At 36.5% G+C, this 17,802-nt stretch carries 17 protein-coding genes; 4 read left to right on the top strand and 13 right to left on the bottom strand.

Annotation, left to right across the window (positions count from 1 at the left end; translation table 11 throughout):
* Window positions 1–638: 638 nt before the first annotated feature.
* From NGI30_RS09970 to rpsF, 5 genes are all read right to left on the bottom strand, one after another.
* Window positions 639–908, bottom strand: coding sequence for a type II toxin-antitoxin system RelE family toxin (locus NGI30_RS09970; protein WP_251943609.1), 270 nt, complete (start codon window positions 906–908; stop codon window positions 639–641).
* The gene (relB, locus tag NGI30_RS09975) at window positions 908–1,138 is read right to left on the bottom strand and encodes a type II toxin-antitoxin system RelB family antitoxin (protein ID WP_251943611.1); all 231 of its coding nucleotides are present in this window, start codon (window positions 1,136–1,138) and stop codon (window positions 908–910) included. The genes NGI30_RS09970 and relB overlap by 1 nt, the downstream gene beginning before the upstream one ends.
* A 169-nt stretch (window positions 1,139–1,307) precedes the next feature.
* On the bottom strand, window positions 1,308–1,550 hold the full coding sequence (rpsR, locus tag NGI30_RS09980; RefSeq protein ID WP_251521358.1) for a 30S ribosomal protein S18: 243 nt from the start codon (window positions 1,548–1,550) through the stop codon (window positions 1,308–1,310).
* 122 nt (window positions 1,551–1,672) lie between these two features.
* Window positions 1,673–2,188, bottom strand: coding sequence for a single-stranded DNA-binding protein (gene ssb, locus NGI30_RS09985; protein WP_251521359.1), 516 nt, complete (start codon window positions 2,186–2,188; stop codon window positions 1,673–1,675).
* 18 nt (window positions 2,189–2,206) lie between these two features.
* Window positions 2,207–2,512, bottom strand: coding sequence for a 30S ribosomal protein S6 (gene rpsF / locus NGI30_RS09990; protein ID WP_251943613.1), 306 nt, complete (start codon window positions 2,510–2,512; stop codon window positions 2,207–2,209).
* A gap of 423 nt (window positions 2,513–2,935) precedes the next feature.
* On the opposite strand from rpsF, the gene NGI30_RS09995 reads away from it, so the two are divergent.
* Window positions 2,936–3,724, top strand: coding sequence for a GH25 family lysozyme (locus NGI30_RS09995; protein WP_251943615.1), 789 nt, complete (start codon window positions 2,936–2,938; stop codon window positions 3,722–3,724).
* A gap of 61 nt (window positions 3,725–3,785) precedes the next feature.
* On the opposite strand, the gene ychF is transcribed toward NGI30_RS09995, so the two are convergent.
* From ychF to NGI30_RS10030, 7 genes are all read right to left on the bottom strand, one after another.
* On the bottom strand, window positions 3,786–4,883 hold the full coding sequence (gene ychF, locus NGI30_RS10000; protein WP_251943617.1) for a redox-regulated ATPase YchF: 1,098 nt from the start codon (window positions 4,881–4,883) through the stop codon (window positions 3,786–3,788).
* A complete protein-coding gene (locus NGI30_RS10005; RefSeq protein WP_251943619.1) occupies window positions 4,884–5,099 on the bottom strand; it encodes a DUF951 domain-containing protein in 216 nt (71 codons plus the stop codon).
* 26 nt (window positions 5,100–5,125) lie between these two features.
* The gene (locus tag NGI30_RS10010) at window positions 5,126–6,004 is read right to left on the bottom strand and encodes a mechanosensitive ion channel family protein (RefSeq protein WP_251943620.1); all 879 of its coding nucleotides are present in this window, start codon (window positions 6,002–6,004) and stop codon (window positions 5,126–5,128) included.
* A 187-nt stretch (window positions 6,005–6,191) separates the two neighbouring features.
* Complete coding sequence (locus tag NGI30_RS10015; RefSeq protein ID WP_251943622.1) at window positions 6,192–6,560, bottom strand: Na-translocating system protein MpsC family protein; 369 nt, start codon at window positions 6,558–6,560, stop codon at window positions 6,192–6,194.
* A gap of 397 nt (window positions 6,561–6,957) precedes the next feature.
* Window positions 6,958–9,612 carry a DUF2309 domain-containing protein gene (locus NGI30_RS10020; RefSeq protein WP_251943624.1) on the bottom strand — a complete coding sequence of 885 codons (2,655 nt, stop codon included), beginning with the start codon at window positions 9,610–9,612 and terminating at the stop codon, window positions 6,958–6,960.
* 1 nt (window position 9,613) lies between these two features.
* Window positions 9,614–11,143 carry an NADH dehydrogenase subunit 5 gene (locus NGI30_RS10025; protein ID WP_251943626.1) on the bottom strand — a complete coding sequence of 510 codons (1,530 nt, stop codon included), beginning with the start codon at window positions 11,141–11,143 and terminating at the stop codon, window positions 9,614–9,616.
* A gap of 402 nt (window positions 11,144–11,545) precedes the next feature.
* Window positions 11,546–12,529 carry a choloylglycine hydrolase family protein gene (locus tag NGI30_RS10030; protein WP_251943997.1) on the bottom strand — a complete coding sequence of 328 codons (984 nt, stop codon included), beginning with the start codon at window positions 12,527–12,529 and terminating at the stop codon, window positions 11,546–11,548.
* 245 nt (window positions 12,530–12,774) lie between these two features.
* Between NGI30_RS10030 and fmdA the strand changes: the two genes are divergently transcribed.
* Together fmdA and NGI30_RS10040 are read left to right on the top strand one after the other, a co-directional pair.
* Window positions 12,775–13,968, top strand: coding sequence for a formamidase (fmdA, locus tag NGI30_RS10035; protein WP_251943628.1), 1,194 nt, complete (start codon window positions 12,775–12,777; stop codon window positions 13,966–13,968).
* Window positions 13,968–14,234 carry an FmdB family zinc ribbon protein gene (locus NGI30_RS10040; RefSeq protein ID WP_251943630.1) on the top strand — a complete coding sequence of 89 codons (267 nt, stop codon included), beginning with the start codon at window positions 13,968–13,970 and terminating at the stop codon, window positions 14,232–14,234. The genes fmdA and NGI30_RS10040 overlap by 1 nt, the downstream gene beginning before the upstream one ends.
* 131 nt (window positions 14,235–14,365) lie before the next feature.
* On the opposite strand, the gene mbcS is transcribed toward NGI30_RS10040, so the two are convergent.
* Entirely contained in the window at window positions 14,366–15,943 is a 1,578-nt protein-coding gene (gene mbcS, locus NGI30_RS10045) for an acyl-CoA synthetase MbcS (RefSeq protein ID WP_251943632.1), read from the bottom strand.
* Window positions 15,944–16,339: 396 nt separating this feature from the next.
* On the opposite strand from mbcS, the gene NGI30_RS10050 reads away from it, so the two are divergent.
* Window positions 16,340–17,743, top strand: coding sequence for an MDR family MFS transporter (locus tag NGI30_RS10050; protein ID WP_251943634.1), 1,404 nt, complete (start codon window positions 16,340–16,342; stop codon window positions 17,741–17,743).
* The last annotated feature ends 59 nt before the right edge of the window (window positions 17,744–17,802 follow it).

The following is a 17,802-nucleotide window of genomic DNA, read 5'->3' on the forward strand; positions in this document are numbered from 1 at the left end:
GAGGGCTAAAATTAATTTATTTCTATAATATCTTCTTTATATTTACTAATGATATATATACTAATCACTCCATATGCAAGAGTCGCTATAGCTATAAATATTGGAGATTGTATATGAATTTCATATACATAACCTCCTATAAATTATTAAATAAAATTTATCACAGTATAATAAGGAAGTAAATATCACAATATAAATTTATAGATATAAAATAGTTATACAATTAGAAATGTCAAGACTTTAAACATCTATAAAAACACCCTATAAGCATAGGCATGCAGAGGATTTCAACATAATAATTTTTTCGCTTTACTTGATTTACTATTAAATACATAAATATAATAACTTGTTAGTAAAATGTATAAAGCCAAAAAATACAAATAACCCCACCTAACTTAATAGGTGAGGTTGAAAATACTATTGATTATCTTTAAGCCAAGAAAATAATAATCCAACGAGCATATTACTATAATTTCATTTAAATCACTTCTACCGTTTGTACATATTTTACTACTTATTCATCCTTGCTATATATTAATATTATTGTCTCACTAAGAAATACGTTTTATATTTGTGCTCGTCTCTCTTATAAAAATCCATAATAAAAAACTACCGAATACATTATTGTATTTAGTAGTTTACTTTCGATAAATATCTCTTCTATGTCCAATAGCTAACACCAGTATGATAATTTCTTCATCTTGTATATCGACAATAATTCTATAGTTACCTTTTCTATAACGCCATTGATTAGACTTATTATCTGTAAGTGGCTTGCCTATACGTCTAGGTTCTTCGATACCATCTAAATTACGCTTAATCCATTCAGTCAATAACTTAGCCGTTGGTTTATCTAACTTTTTAAGTTGCTTCATTGCCGTTTTAGTATATCTTACTTTATAACTCATTATAACCCCAACATACTATCCATATCATCAACCGAATACGTTGTATTATCTTTTTCATACTCTTTCATTGCTTGATTGTAATGCTCTAAATCAATCTCATCTTCAATTTTTTCTAACGTTGCTTTTTTTAATAATTCTGATGAACTTAGGCCATGTATTTTTGAATAGTGTTGAATTATCTTTTTATCTTCTTCACTGATACGAACAGTGATTGTTTGTGATTTTGACATAGTTAACAACTCCTTGTGTTACATTGTAATACGTTTTATTTTTAGACACAAGCATTTATCACATAAAATGGTATCCAAAGAGTTAATATTTTTCATATCATGCCCATTTCACAATAACACAAAACCCCGTAAGCCTACGCCTACGGGGTGTTCTAGAGACCAATAAATCTTATTGATCTTCTTTAACATATGGTAATAATGCCATGTGACGAGCACGTTTGATAGCTAAAGTTAACATACGTTGATATTTAGCTGAAGTACCAGTTACACGACGTGGTAAAATCTTACCGCGTTCTGAGATAAAACGTTTTAATAACTCAGTGTCTTTATAATCGATGTGTGTGATTCCGTTTGCTGTGAAGTAGCAAACTTTTTTACGGCGACGTCCGCCTCTTCTTGGTCCACCTGCCATGATTAACTGCCTCCCTTTTAAATTATTTTTCTATTACGTTCATATACATTATCGCTTTGATAATGTTTCATTTAATCTGCTTGATATTCTACAAACTACACATGAGCATTCATGTCTGTAGCTTAGAATGGTAAGTCATCATCACTAATATCAATCGGACCGTTTGCATTCGCAAATGGGTTGTCAGATTGATTATTTTGGTTAGATGAATTGTTATTGTTCTGATAAGAAGCATTTTGACCTGATTGTTGTCCGCCAAAGCCTTGTCCAAAGTCTTGGAAATTGTTGTTTCCATCTTGTGAATGGCGTTGGTTTTGATTTTTAGGTTCAAGGAATTGAACACTATCACAAACAACTTCAGTGACAAAAATACGACGACCTTCTTGATTTTCATAACTACGTGATTGGATGCGACCATCGACGCCTGCTAAACTACCTTTGAATAAATAGTTATTTACATTTTCTGCTTGCTTTCTAAAAACGACACAGTTAATGAAATCAGCTTCGCGTTCCCCTTGCGCATTTGTAAACGTACGATTTACCGCAAGGGTAAAAGTCGCAACACTCACGCCTGAGGGTGTTGTTCTATATTCTGGATCCTTTGTTAAACGACCGACTAAAACAACTCTATTTATCATAAAAATGACCCCCAATTACTATTTTCTTGTTTTATCTTCGTCTTCACGAATAACGATATAACGAAGAATATCGTCGTTGATCTTAGCTAAACGTTGGAATTCATCAGTAGCTTCATTGTCACTTGTTTGGATACGTACGATGTTGTAGTAACCTTCAGTGAAGTCTTCAACTTCATAAGCAAGACGGCGTTTACCCCAGTCTTTTTCTTCTAAAACTTCTGAACCGTGTGAAGCTAGGATGCCGTTGAAACGTTCAACTAATGCTTTTTTAGCATCTTCTTCCATATTTGGACGAACGATGTACATCACTTCATATGTTCTCATTTTATAATTGCACCTCCTTGTGGTCTATACGGCTCATCATCTCAATGTGATAAGCAAGGAATAATTTTCATTACTCACATCCAAGAATTATAGCATAGACCTTTACAATTTACAATGGATTTTCAAAACAGCAACTATTTTCCAGTTGTTTCATATGAAACACTGCAAATATTTAAATTTCGGCTCCCTCACACCGCGTTCTACTCGCATTAATCCCCCATTAATATAGAGAAAAATTTAAAATAACTTTAATTATTAAACTGAAAACAACATTATTTCAAATCGTATTTATTCTTTTTTACACTGTACTTGATAAAAAATTTGATTTCTTATAGGATACGAGTTAGGTGTATTGAACTAAATTTAATTTTACTCAAATACACCAAATACTTTCAAAATGTTATATAAACAAAGGAGTAAGTAATGGTTTCTACTTTTAAGAAAAGCCTCGTCTCTATGAGTGTATTATTCATATCATCATTGACGATACATAATGCCAATGCCGCTGAAGAATCAACGAGTGAAAAAGGTACAATGGGATATGGTTACCAACAATATGTTAAAAAGCATCCCGAAGCTAAGACAAAATCACCTCAACTTAAATCTGAAGCTGGTACAACAGCAAATGGTGACCGCGTGTTAGACATATCTGAATGGCAAGGTCAACTTACTGCGCAACAAGTCAAAGAGTTAAAAGAAAACTATGACTTCATCATAATCCGTGGTCAATACGGTTCAGCTAAAGTTGATGCAGCACTTGCACATAACTCAGCTTTATTAGATCAATATGGTATGAAATTCGGTGTTTATTCTTATAGTATGTACACAAACCCACAAGATGCACGTAACGAAGCACGTATCTTATATAACCGTGCACCTAAAGCAAGCTTCTACGTTAACGATTTCGAACAAAATAATGTCACAAGCGGTGGCGTAAACGAAAGTACTTCTGCTTGGTATGACGAAATGAAAGGTTTAGCTGGAGATAAAAAAGTCTTATTATATTCTTATGAAAACTTCATGCGTCAAAACCTTACACAAACAGTTAGTGATTATGATGGTTTCTGGTTAGCTAATTACAACCCAGATCGCCCAACACGTGAACATGTTTTATGGCAATACACAAGTAAATATCATTCACCAGAACTTAACCAAGATGTAGACGCTAACTACACTGGTCCAAACGTAAACACTGATTGGTTTACTTCTTAATAAAATAATATGAGCCCTTACAGAAGTCATTTTCTGTAAGGGCTCTTTATAATATTCTACTTTAAACGTTAAATCTGAAATGAACGACGTCGCCATCTTTCATGATGTATTCTTTACCTTCTAAGCGTTGTTTACCCGCTTCTTTGGCTCCATTTTCACCATTATATTCAACGTAGTCATCATAGCTCGTTACTTCGGCACGAATAAATCCGCGTTCAAAGTCAGTATGGATGATTCCCGCACATTGTGGTGCAGTCATTCCTTTAATAAATGTCCATGCACGCACTTCTTCAACACCTGCTGTGAAGTATGTCGCTAAACCTAATAAATCGTATGTTGTTTTGATTAAGCGATCTAATCCAGGTTCTTCAATACCTAAATCTTCTAGGAACATTTCTTTATCTTCATCATCTAAAGTTGCGATTTCTTCTTCAATCTTCGCACTAATTACGATGACTTCTGAACCTTCTTTGCTTGCATATTCACGAATGGCTTTAACTTTGTCATTGTCTTCGTCATTGATTTCATCTTCGCCAACATTCGCAATGTATAACATTTCTTTAGAAGTTAATAAGTGGGCTTGGTTTACATATTTTTGGTCTTCTTCAGTAAACTCTAATCCTCTTACAGGCGTACCTTCTTCTAATGCCTCTTTAATTCTTGATAAAATGCGTTGCTCGTTAATCGCATCTTTATCTTTTTGTCTCGCCATTTTTTCAATTTTAGGTAGACGTTTTTCTACAGATTCTAAATCAGCGAGTACTAATTCCATGTTGATAACTTCGATATCGTCGACTGGATCTACACGACCTGATACGTGTGTAACATTATCATCATCAAATGCACGTACTACTTGGCAAATCGCATCAACTTCACGGATATGTGATAAGAACTTGTTACCTAATCCTTCACCTTTTGATGCACCTTTTACAATACCTGCAATATCTGTAAATTCGAATGTTGTTGGTACTGTTTTCTTAGGTTCTACCATTTCTGTTAATACATTTAATCTATGATCTGGCACTTCTACAATGCCGACGTTCGGATCTATCGTCGCGAATGGATAGTTCGCAGCGAGCGCACCCGCTTTAGTGATTGCATTGAATAGCGTAGACTTACCTACGTTAGGTAAGCCGACAATACCTGCTGTTAAAGCCATTTAGTCATTCTCCTTATTATCAGTATCTTGTTGAGATACTAGTATTTTTTTTAGTTTTTTATTGAAAGTTTGTCTCGGAAGCATGATGCTACGGTGACAATTTTCACATTTGATTCGGATATCTGCACCTAAACGAATAATCTTAAAGCGATTTGTTCCACAAGCGTGTTGCTTCTTCATCTCTACAATATCATTTAAACCGTATTCTGATGTCATGTCTCACACCTCCGAAGTGTATAGTATTAAGGTTGTTGATTGGAATCATATTGTAACATAACAGGCTGAGGTACCTTTACATCTTTCGCTTTAAAGAGTTTGAGTATCTCTTTTCTTAAAATACGTCCAGCCGCGAAACCTTCTCCTGGAATCGTTTCAGCTGAAATCGTTACAATCATTTCGTCACGCGTAATGCGACTAATACCAAGCACTTTAGGATTTGAAATAAATAAATAATATTTCGAACGTAATGCTTCAAAATGTTCATTTAATATCTCTTCTACATAATCGATATCTTCATCGATTGAAACTGGAATTTCAACTAGTGCTTCCCCGTTTGTTACTGAATAGTTCGTAATCTCACCCATGCTACCATTCGGTAAAGTCGTTAATTCGCCGGTCACCGTTTTGATGCGTGTTGAGCGTAAACCGATTGATGTGACAGTACCTTCTGCCACAGTTGTCCCACCGCTATTTATTTTAACATAATCGCCAACGTCAAATTGATTTTCAAAAATGATAAAGAAACCAGTAATGACATCTTTAACGACCGTTTGTGCACCGAAACCGACTGCTAATCCTACAACTCCTGCACTGGCTATAATGCCTTCTACGCTGATACCAAATTTGCTAAGAATTGTAGTTAACACTATAAACCATACCACATATGATACGACATTTTGAATAAGTGATACTAATGTTTTTGAACGTTTTTTATTACCATTTCTACCTTTGTTTTGGATCTTGAAAAATTGTGCAATTGCTTTATTGACGAAAAACAATACAATCCAAGCAACAATGATATAAATGACTATCATAATTAAATTTGAAATTAGTGTTTGATATGTTTCTGGTTTTGTTAAAGGTTCTATTAATGAATTTATGATGTTTTGAACTTGTTTCAAATTGTGTTTCCTCCTTCTCGTGCTGTTACATGATCATTTTATAGTAAAGTATTTTACTATAAAATAAATCCAACTTCGGTTTTATCTTTGAAACAGAACCTATGACGATCTACAATTTTTGAAAACAAACACAACCATTTATGAATGTGTAACCTTTAATCAAATAATGATGCCATTCGTTAACACATTAGTCATTCAATTGTTTAGCTAAATCATCAGTCAATTTAAATATCATCACACGTTCACCCGTTCTCGAACTTAAATCAGTGTGAAAACTTTTGACTTCCGCACCTGTAGTGGAATCAATGATATCGTATAATGCATCTAACCCGGATTCTACAAGTTTTGAACGTGTACGTTTAATCGTTAATAAGCCTTCATTTGTTTCGCATACTTTATATTCAGCTTGCGTTAAAACCCCTTGTAAATTGACGATAATCATGTCACGTACAATATCGGTCTTCACAGAGAGCGAACCTCGCCCTAAGTAGTCTTTTTCCCATTGCGTGATCGCCTTACTAATCTCGGATTCATATGTACCTTTGGTCTTTTTCATTAGTCATACATCTCCTGTAAAACCTTAATTTAAAATAACTTCTTTGTGAAAATAGCCTGCTCCAAGCTAACGTTATCATTTTACCATTTTGTATTTCAATACGACATAGTGGAATGTACAATAATTTACAATTACACAAAGTGCATGCATCTTAAAAAATAAAAAGAAATCACTCATTTTTTGAAGTAACAGCATTTAAGTACTGAATATTTTGCGAGACACATATATACTACCGTTATCGTGTCGAAACCGAAGTTCGACCCGCCCCCTAGGTAAGCGAGCAAATATGCTTAAACATTGATATATAAGTTAAGCCCATCAAAGATTCTTTAATCTTTGATGGGCTTATTACTGAGCATTATCTCTATAGTATATTCATCGTTAAGGCCTATGCTCATTATGAAACTGAGTTAGCAGTCCAATCATGCCATTGTTTATTTTCATCAATACTTGCTAGTTGAATCCAACCATTTTTTAATTTTTGAGCAAATGCTTCATTTTCTTGTAGTAACCGTTTTACAAATGATTGAGGTGCTTCAACCACGATAAGCAATCTTATTGGGGCGTGATACATTTTATCGTCGCCTGACATTACTGATTGCCAAGGAAGACCTGTCATTAAATCACTTGCATTACCTTGCATGACACCGATACCAGCAGTAATTGTTTGCGTTGTTTTACTACCACTACCGTAATAATGCGGGGCCACAGTTGAAGCGTAATATTGCAAGTTAATCCACTGCGCAACGGTTGCTGGACCTCCGATGATATTAGCCAGTAACACACCATCTGAATCTTGCTCCCAATCATAGTTATGCAAGAATACGCGTCCTTGTAGATCTGTACCTTCAGTTAGACTACGTTGCCCTATAATAAATGCTGCATTCCTTGCAAGACCCCATTCTGGTCTAATTTCACTCCAGTCATTTGCGAGACGGTTAGCCTCTTTAAGCGGGTCTTTCTTCGTTATATGATGGTTCGGCAATTGTGCCAGTCGTTGCGTATTTGCATGCTTACTAATATCAGGTAAAGCTTGTTGAATTTCTTCAAATGCAGTTTGTGCTTGATCTGTTAGATTAGGTAAATAAATCCATTCTAAATCGTCAACAGAAGTATGGTGTTCAGCCGCTGCAAACACTGTATTTTCAGGAATCTCAATACCGTGGTCAACTAAACCTTTGCGTACATCAGGTAAGTTACACAATTGTGCCAGTACTTTTGCATTAAAGCCACTTGCTGCACCACCACACGCACCGCAGTCTAATGAAGCAGCATAGGGATTATTTGCACTATGGCTACCGTGACCACACAGCACCACGAGTGGCGCAAAATCGTGTGTTAAATCCATCATTTTTAAAGTTTGTTGTGCATAATTAATCTGCTCTTGTTGTGTAAACCCGACTGGCAACTCATCATCGTGTTGATGAGGCTGATGATCGAGTGTTAATGCCGTATCTTGTGGTTTTCGTAGCCACCTTTTATAGAAGTTTCTAATTAAAGTACCAGTACGTCCGGGTACAAAGCTACGCGATAACATTTGTAGCGTTAACCATGGACCACTCAATTCTGGTAAGAGTAAGCTCGGTAAGACGTTTTGTTTCATTTTCTTAAACGTATACGTAACCGACTCTAAAGTATGTTTACGTTGTTGAAAGAGGTGCGGTTGTTTTTCGTGTGTATATTCTTGAATACGATGTTGCGGTTCATTCATCACTGGTAACGACGCATGTGTATGTGGGGCATCGAGTTCACATTTTTCAATAGGCAAACCAAAGAAACCTGCTATTCCAATCGTTTCGAATGGCCCAGCCGCTTCAATTTGTCGGCGGAATGGTTCTGAGCGCACATCGATACAGAAAGCGAGCTGCGCTTGTGGTGTGATGGTACTCTTAGATGATTGCTCTACTGAGTGAGAAACTTCATTTGTAGTTTCGGGTGTCACTTGTGCTTTCAGTTGCTGTTTGTAAGTCATTTCCCAAGCTTCAAGCCATAGTTTACGGCGTTGATGGTCATCAAATTGAGCACTGAACGCTAAATATTGGCGTTGCTGTGCTTCTGTAAGCTCGAACCATTGATCTATTGAGAAATTACTCCAGTTCACCCATTTTATAATCGCTTGCACGACCTCTGGCACCACTTGATTTGTATCGCGTTCTACAGGTAAATTAGGTGCTACAAATACCCATTCTAATCCTAAACGTAACGCTAAATAATCCTCAATCAATTGGGACTCTATATCATTATTTTGTTCTTGCCATAACATCATACCTGCCCATCCTGGTAAGGCTAGGAGATGGTTTTCGAAATAGCCTTGAACTTTATCTTGAGGAACATCTAATTGTGTGAGGGTCATCTTGATAACTTCTTGAGGATTATCAGATAACTGTTTAATATGGTCGCGCTGTTGTTTCGACAACGCAGGATCGTGTTGTGCCAAATGTCGCCATGCATAGAATAACCCTCGCTCGCGATTTGGCATTGTCCACCCTGCTTGAGCATCATCCAAATATAATTTACACCATTTGATTACATGATAATCCACTATTTTATTGAGTGGTTGACCGTTGTCGGCACGCAAATATTGACTTACTAAAATCTTTTGTTGATATCTCATATGATGTGTTTCGTTCAACTCTGAACGTTTTTTTAATAAAGTTTCAATGTGCTGTTGTTCCTTTTGACTTACTGACGGAGATTCTAACGTGATTGCTTTTCTAACGTATTGTTCCGCATCATTTTTAGGAATTGTGAATTGCGCTTGTGCTAACCACTGCTCAGTTAAATCTTCAACAATTTCGGTATTAATTTCACCACGTGTTTTTGCTTCTAACATGATTGCTGCTGAAGGATAAATATCAACGTTACGTGCATTCCATAACATCCTAGCCACTTCATCAAATTGTTGATGTTCTAGTCCTGACCACGGATTACGCGCTGCAAATATTGAAATGGGAGATAGAGGGACGATGACATTTTTAGCTTCATCAATGTAAGCATAGACTGTGTCCGTAATAAACTGGTTAGTCTGTTTATCGTTTGTTGTTACTCCCATCTTAACGTCCTCCTCTAGCGATATATTTTTTTAGGTAGTTTGGATGGCGTTCAACCGCACTATTATGCGCTTCACCCAAATGTACGATTCTCATATAAATAATTGAAAATAATCTAGAATTGCGATGACGTGCAACCCACATACTTATCGTACTACCTAATAATAAAATGACTGCAACAACCAATACTAAGAATAACGGTGGTTCACCTTGTGCAAATGTTATCGTATGCAACGTTTCTGCGAAAAAGTGATGTATCAGTTCATATACTGCACCTACGATAATCATTGTGCCTAAACCTAATATACGACCTAATTTCCCTTCACCAAATGCCACAAGTTGTGTCCATGATAAAGAAAGCGACCATGCTAATATTAAACCACTGACGATACGGTAGCCTTCACTTGGTGCACTCAACCAGTAACTTAAACCGATCAATAACGCTAAGACACGACCTGCAACAATCCAGAAATATGACATCCGTTCATTTGCACGTCTTGGCACACTGAAATGACGCACTGCTGAACCTGATCTTAAAAAGAGGGTTGCTTTAAATATGCCATGTAAAATCAAATGTATAATTGCTGGTATATAAGCACCTAAAGCACATTGCACTAACATAAAGCCCATTTGTCCGATAGTGGAACCTACGAGCAGGCGTTTATAATCTACATGCACTAAACTAATACCTGCACCAATAACAACTGATACACTGGCTAATAACACTAAAATCACAGTTGCAATATCACTGCTAAACAACGGTGAAAATCGCGTTAACATAATCCCACCAGCGTTCACAATACCCGCATGCATAATTGCTGATACTGGCGTAGGAGCGGCAACGGATTCTATCAACCATCTTTGGAAAGGCCACTGTGCTGCCGGTACTAATACAGCTATAACCATTAGTAAATGTATACCTAAACGCGTACCCTCACCCATTCGATCTATGTTTTGTGGTGAATAGATTGATTGATACGTCCAATGTCCTGTAGAGATACCTATCCATATCACTGCAATTAACAACGCTAACCAACCGATTAAGAATGATTTACCTGTTACTATCGCAGCGGCACGCGTTACTTTCCAAGCACTTTGTAAACCGATTAAAATCGTTAGACCTATCAGTGTAAGACCCCAACAAAGTACCATGATACGAATATCACCTGTTAACCATGCTGTAGAGGCAAAGCTTGTCGTCAATGTAAACATCAAGAAATACTTACGGTAATGCATATCACCTGATAAATAACGAATACAGTAACGTTGAATAATTAACCCAACCATCAATACAAAAGCTGCCATGAGCCACGCAAGCACATCAGAGTAAAATAGGCCAATCGCTTCATTTTTATGTGCAAATATTAAACCGATAAACGTTATTAATGGTGGGAATGCCACTAACAGTACGTGCACACGCACATAACTTAGTGGAACACGTTTATTTAAAAAGACCACACCACTCAAGAGTGAAATGATCACGAATATGTAATTAATTATTAATAACACGCTTGGGTTAAGGGAACTAAACATTTCGTCATACCTCCTTACTTATTGATATTTGTAGTGTTAATGCTTCTTTACAAAAAAACCGACAAACCATAATAAACCCGTAGCGATTTATTAGACTTGTCGGTTTCATTACAACGCATTGTTATCGAATGTTTTGCTTTGCTACCTTCATCTATATTGAAATATTATTTGTAAAATTGATTTAAACGATTTTATTATAATAGCCGAATGATCTCAACATTCCTTATATGTTTGTCCGCTTTTTCAAGAACGCCAATCAATTGATTAACGCCTCGCTAAAGCTTTCACGCTAATAGGAAACGATGCTCTCATTAACCTTGCTATTTTTATCCATTGTTACTAATTTATACTTATTATTCGTTTTTGTCAAGAATACCTTCAATGTGTACTATGTATTAAACATTAATTGAGACGATGCGTTTTAAATTTGTGTTCTAATGAAAAATACGTCGGCGTATCCTTTTCAAGTAACGTTTGGCATAGCTGGACTTCAAACACTTCACTACTATCATAAGGTTTAATATAGTACGTCTGATGCTTACAGTCTAAAACACACTGAAATTGTGTATAGTGCGTTTCACCATTTTCCTTAATCGCACCGTACGGAACACTGACATTGTCCAACACTTTAAAGCATTGGTTGACATGTTGATTAATATCTCTGCCCTCTAATATTAAATGTTGACGTAAATATGCCGCTCTTACAAAACGTTCAGATGATGTGAATCCTCCTGGCAAACCAAATGTGCCTCCAGCGTTACCGAGTGCTTCAAAGTTTCGTTCACCAAATTGTTTTTGTTGATGTTGCTGAGGCGATATATGTGTGAAGTTTTTTAAATTTTCATAATGCCATTCTAAATTTGGGCTATTCGTCAACACATGTACAGGATTCTCTTTCACTACTAACAAACCATTGTGGGGTTCAATTGTCACAGTCTCTCCTGTTTTATCTGTCACGATAAAGTGTAGCGGAGGTATATTGTCTAATGCTTTATTACCGATAGCTACGATATTCACTTGAGCAATATTCTGTTTCAACGTTGCTATTGAATTATTAAATCCAAGTAACCATAAGATAAATTCTTCTGGTCCTACGTTAAAGTACCCCTCTCTTGGGTTGGTAGTATAACTCGCAAGCCTACTAAAATAATGGTTAGAAATAGCCAAGCCCTGTTCATTTACGCCATCACTAAAGCGATATTGTCCGACCATCATCGCCGTTCCGACGAAACCATATTTCAGTTCCTGGTTCCCTGCTATTTCAAATTCGTAGTTGTAATGCGTTGGGACAACTATAGGAATGTTATTAGATTCAAACGCAAAGTCCATCGTCCTTGCTAGATAATTATGTTGCAGTACAGACTGCACTGAAAATCCTGTACAGATACGAATTCCTCCTGTTCGTAAGCGATTTCATAACTAACTTGTAGTGTATCATATAATGAACAATCTCACATAACCTCATCATAAATAATGAGCGTGGCGTTGAAGCTCAACAAAGCTACCTTTTATCTAGATTACTACCGTCACTTTTATCACTTGTATAGTACTTTTACATTAAAATGTGATAAAATTTAATTGACGGAAAATTCAGTCATATTATATTAATAATAATCAAGGGGGATTATAATATGCCTAAAAAGTTATTTAACATTGATTTAAACAAGAAAATGGATCAACAAGATCACCCAGGACACAACAGATGGCATCCAGATATTCCAGCAGCATTTTCAGTAGATCCTGGAGAATCATTCCGTATGGAGTGTTTAGATTGGACGGACGGACAAATTGGTAACAATGATGATGCAAGCGATATTAAGAACGTCAATTTAAACCGTGTGCACGTGTTAAGTGGACCTGTGCACGTTAATGGCGTTGAACCTGGCGATTTACTTGTAGTCGATATTTTAGATATCGGTACTTTTGAAGAGCATGCGTGGGGCTTTAACGGTATTTTCGATAAGACAAACGGCGGTAGTTTCTTAGTTGATCACTATCCGAATGCTCAAAAATCTATCTGGGATTTCAACGGTATCTATGCGACAAGCCGTCACGTACCTGGCGTTGAATTCGCTGGTATTATTCATCCAGGGTTAATCGGTGTAGCACCTTCACAAGAAATGTTAGATGAATGGAAGCGCCGTGAACGAGAATTAGTAGACACTGATCCGAACCGTGAACCTGTACTAGCAAATTTACCAGAAACAGATGCAGCAGTAGTTGGGAATCTTAAGGGGAAAGATTTCGAACGCGTAGCTAAAGAAGGTGCACGTACAGTTCCACCACGTGAAAACGGAGGTAACTGCGATATCAAGAACTTATCTAAAGGTTCTCGTGTGTACTTCCCAGTATTTGTAGACGGCGCCAAACTATCTGTCGGAGATTTACATTTCTCTCAAGGTGATGGCGAAATCACTTTCTGTGGCGGTATTGAAATGCCAGGCTGGATTGAATTACGTGTTAATGTCATTAAAAATGGTATGGAAAAATATAGCATTAAGAAAAACCCTGCATTTAAACCAGGCCCAGTTATGCCAAACTATACTGATTACATTGTCTTCGAAGGTATTTCAGTAAATGAATTTAACGGTAAACAAACATACTTAGATGCAAACACGGCTTATCGTAATGCTTGTTTAAACGCAATCGAATTCTTAAAAACACGTGGTTTCACTGGCGAACAAGCCTATATGTTATTAGGTTCTGCACCTGTTCAAGGTACAGTTGCGGGTATCGTTGATGTGCCAAATGCTTGTTGTACTTTAGCTATTCCACGTGAAATCTTCAATGCCGATATCTTACCTAACTTGGAGCCTGATGAGTAATGCCGCAATACACATACGCATGTCCAAAATGCGATGAATTCACACTCAAACAGTCAATAAACGATTCACACGAAACTGCATCATGCCCTACTTGTGGCTCTATGTCAAAACGCGTCTTCACAGCATTTCAAACGAACACAATGAATACTAAATTAAAAAAACGTATCGAACAAGGTCAAGAACCTAAAGTCGTTTCTAAAGATAAACTGCCTAAACAACAACGCAAGACACCTCAAGCACCCCGCCCATGGATGGCAGGTCACTAATAAGTTAAAACACCCTACAGTACTTTACATGATATGTAAGGCTGTAGGGTGTTTTGTGTTGCAATAGATAAATAAATACATAAAAAAAGCGAGGACCATCAACGCGTCCTCGCTTTTAAGTGAAATACTGGTTATTTGAATTTTTGTTGTTCTGCGTCTCTTAATTCTACGCGACGTATTTTACCTGAGTTTGTCTTCGGTAAATCTTCGACAAATTCAATAGCTCTTGGGTATTTATAAGGTGCAACATCTTGTTTAACAAAGTTTTGTAAGTCTTTCACTGTGTCTTCATTACCTTCTATATCATCTTGTAATATCACAAATGCTTTAACGATATTACCTCTAATTTCATGCGGACTCGCTACCACTGCACACTCCTTAACGTAAGGGTGTTTAGTCAATGAGTCTTCTACTTCGAATGGTCCAATTGTATAACCTGAACTAATGATAATATCATCTCGGCGCCCTTCGAACCAGAAATAACCATCTTCATCACGTTTGGCCAAATCACCTGTGATAAAGTAATCTCCCACTTTCGGTTCTTCAGTTCTTTCTGGATCTTTATAATAACCTTTAAATAATGCAGGTAAGTCTACCGGCACTGCAATATTACCGATTTCTCCAACAGGTGCAATTTCACCATCATCGTCAACGACAGTAACTTGGCTACCCGGTATCGCTTTACCCATAGAACCAGGTCGGCTTTCTGTATCCTTTAAGAAACCAATTAATAATGTACTTTCTGTTTGTCCATAACCATCTCGCACAGTTAAATCAAAGTTATCTTTAAATTTCTCTACTACTTCTCTATTGAGCGGTTCACCTGCTGAAACTGCACTATGCAAATGTTCTAAATTATAATCCGTGAGGTGCGGTGATTTCGCCATAATACGATACTCAGTAGGTGTACAACAAAGTACATTGATTTGATAATCTTGTAATAATTGTAAGTATTTTTCAGCTGCAAAACGACCATTAAATACAAACGCTGTGGCACCTGAACCTAATATAGATAGTAACGGGCTCCATACCCACTTTTGCCAGCCAGGGGCAGCAGTAGCCCAAACTAAATCGTCCTCCTTAATACTTAACCAATGTTCTGGTGCCATTTGCATATGTGCGTAACCCCAACCATGCGAATGGATTACAGCTTTCGGATTACCAGTCGTTCCTGATGTATATGAATATAATGTTACATCTTCACTTGAAGTATCCGCAGTATCTAAATGAATATCTTGTGATTCCATTTCTTGATCTAATGCAAACCAATCTTCATGTTCACCACCAACGATAAATTTCGTTAGCTCATTAAATTGTTCTACACCTTCTAGCTCTTCAATACGTTCACTCATAATAACTGCGGCTTTGACTTCACCATGCGTGATTCTATATTGTAAATCCTTTGTGCGTAGCATTTCTGAACTTGGAATGATAACGATACCTAACTTTAATGCTGCAATATATATTTCATATGTTGCGATACTTCTAGGCATCATGATTAACATTTTGTCCCCTTTTGTTAAACCATGCTTTAAAAATACATGACCAATTTGGTTCGCTTTCTCCATTAAATGATGATATGTAATGTCATAACGTTGACCTTGCACATCTTCAAATATAATGGCTTTCTTATCAGTTTGCTCGGCATATTGTTCAATCTCATTTACTATATTATATTTTTCTGGTGCAATGAGGTCTCTTTTATTCATAAATTTACTCTCCTTACCTCGTACAACACTGTTTATATTTTTGTATCCCTAATTTACGCTTTGTACGATTGTATAACAATTTAAACTTACTCTTATGATTTTACACCTAATTAGTGTAACAAAAAAGCTACACGTGTTTACAATTTGTAGAATACGGAAATATTTATGTGTAACAACTTTTACGATTGAAGTAATTTTTCAATTTTAAATCTCTTGGAAACAACAGTATTTTGAAATTTGCTTATCCGTTAATTGAAAGAGAACACACATAGAGTTATCATTTACAAATGACTCAAATCTAAACATATTACATATGAAATCAATCTTTAGATTACCCTACGACATCGTGTTATAGTATACAAGTATGCAAAATTATATATGAAAGAAGTGAGATAAATGCCTGAAGAAAATGCATTCCATGTGGAAAAGCGTGTGCCTTTATTTATCGTACTCTTGTCTGGTGCATTTATTACGATATTAAACCAGACATTGCTCGGTACAGCACTTCCACCTATTATGAAAGACCTCAAAGTATCAGAAAGTACTGTTCAATGGTTACAATCGATATTTATGCTCGTCAACGGGATTATGATTCCGGTAACAGCTTATCTCATTGAACGATTCACCTCGAGACAACTCTTTTTAACCGCAATGGGCGTATTTACTGCCGGCACATTACTCTGTGCAGTAGGCCCTGATTTCACATATTTATTCTTTGGACGCGTCTTACAAGCGGCTGGTGCTGGTATTATGATGCCACTCATGCAGACGATTCTTTTCTTACTGTTCCCTGTAGAAAAAAGAGGTTCAGCAATGGGATTATTCGGACTCGTCATCGCATTTGCACCCGCAATTGGTCCAACACTATCCGGAATATTAGTAGAACATTTAACATGGAGAAGTGTTTTCTATGTCGTACTACCTATCGCTATTATTATTATTATCACTTCATTCTTTTTATTAAAAAATGTTACCGACACTACACGTCCGAAGTTAGACATACTATCGGTTTTCCTATCTACATTAGGATTTGGCGGTCTATTATATTGCTTTAGTATTGTTGGAGATGTCGGTTGGAATCACCTACAATTTATCGTTCCTTTAATTATTGGTGCAATTACCTTAGTTATTTTCATCCGTCGTCAGTTAAAACTCGAACACCCTATGCTCGAATTTAGAGTGTTTAAGTACAATATTTACACACTTGGTACGATATTAAGTATGTTCGTGTTTGGTATATTAATTGCAACGAACATCATCTTACCTTTATATATGCAAAACATGTTACACTTCTCAGCTTTAGAATCAGGTTTAGTGTTATTACCTGGTGCAGTACTAATGGGTATTATGAACCCAATCACTGGTCGTTTATTTGATAAGTTCGGTGGTAAATGGTTAGCGCGTATCGGCTTGTTAGTACTTGTGATGTCAACGATTCCTTTCACAATGCTTTCAACACACACAAGCTACACTTATTTAGCAGTGGGTAACGCGTTACGTATGTTATCCATTTCTATGGTTATGATGCCGATGACGACATTAGCAATTAACCAACTACCAAATAAACTCGTTCCACATGGTACAGCCGTTAACAATACATTTAGACAGATGTCTGGTGCCATTGGTACAGCTGTATTCATTACATTAATGTCTGTCACAGCCATTCCAAAACAAGGACTTGAAGGTATGATTCACGGCGTTAATGTCACTTTCACAGTCGCAACTGTCATTTCAGTCGTTGCGTTACTATTTTCTAAAAAGCTTAAAAATCCAAGTCAAACATCACGTAATACGATGTAACGAGGCTTGCGTATTAATTTAAATTGAATCAAAATAAAACGCTGATTTCTACAGGGAAA

The sequence above is a fragment of the Staphylococcus sp. Marseille-Q5304 genome, assembly GCF_943737015.1.
Lineage (GTDB): Bacteria > Bacillota > Bacilli > Staphylococcales > Staphylococcaceae > Staphylococcus > Staphylococcus hsinchuensis.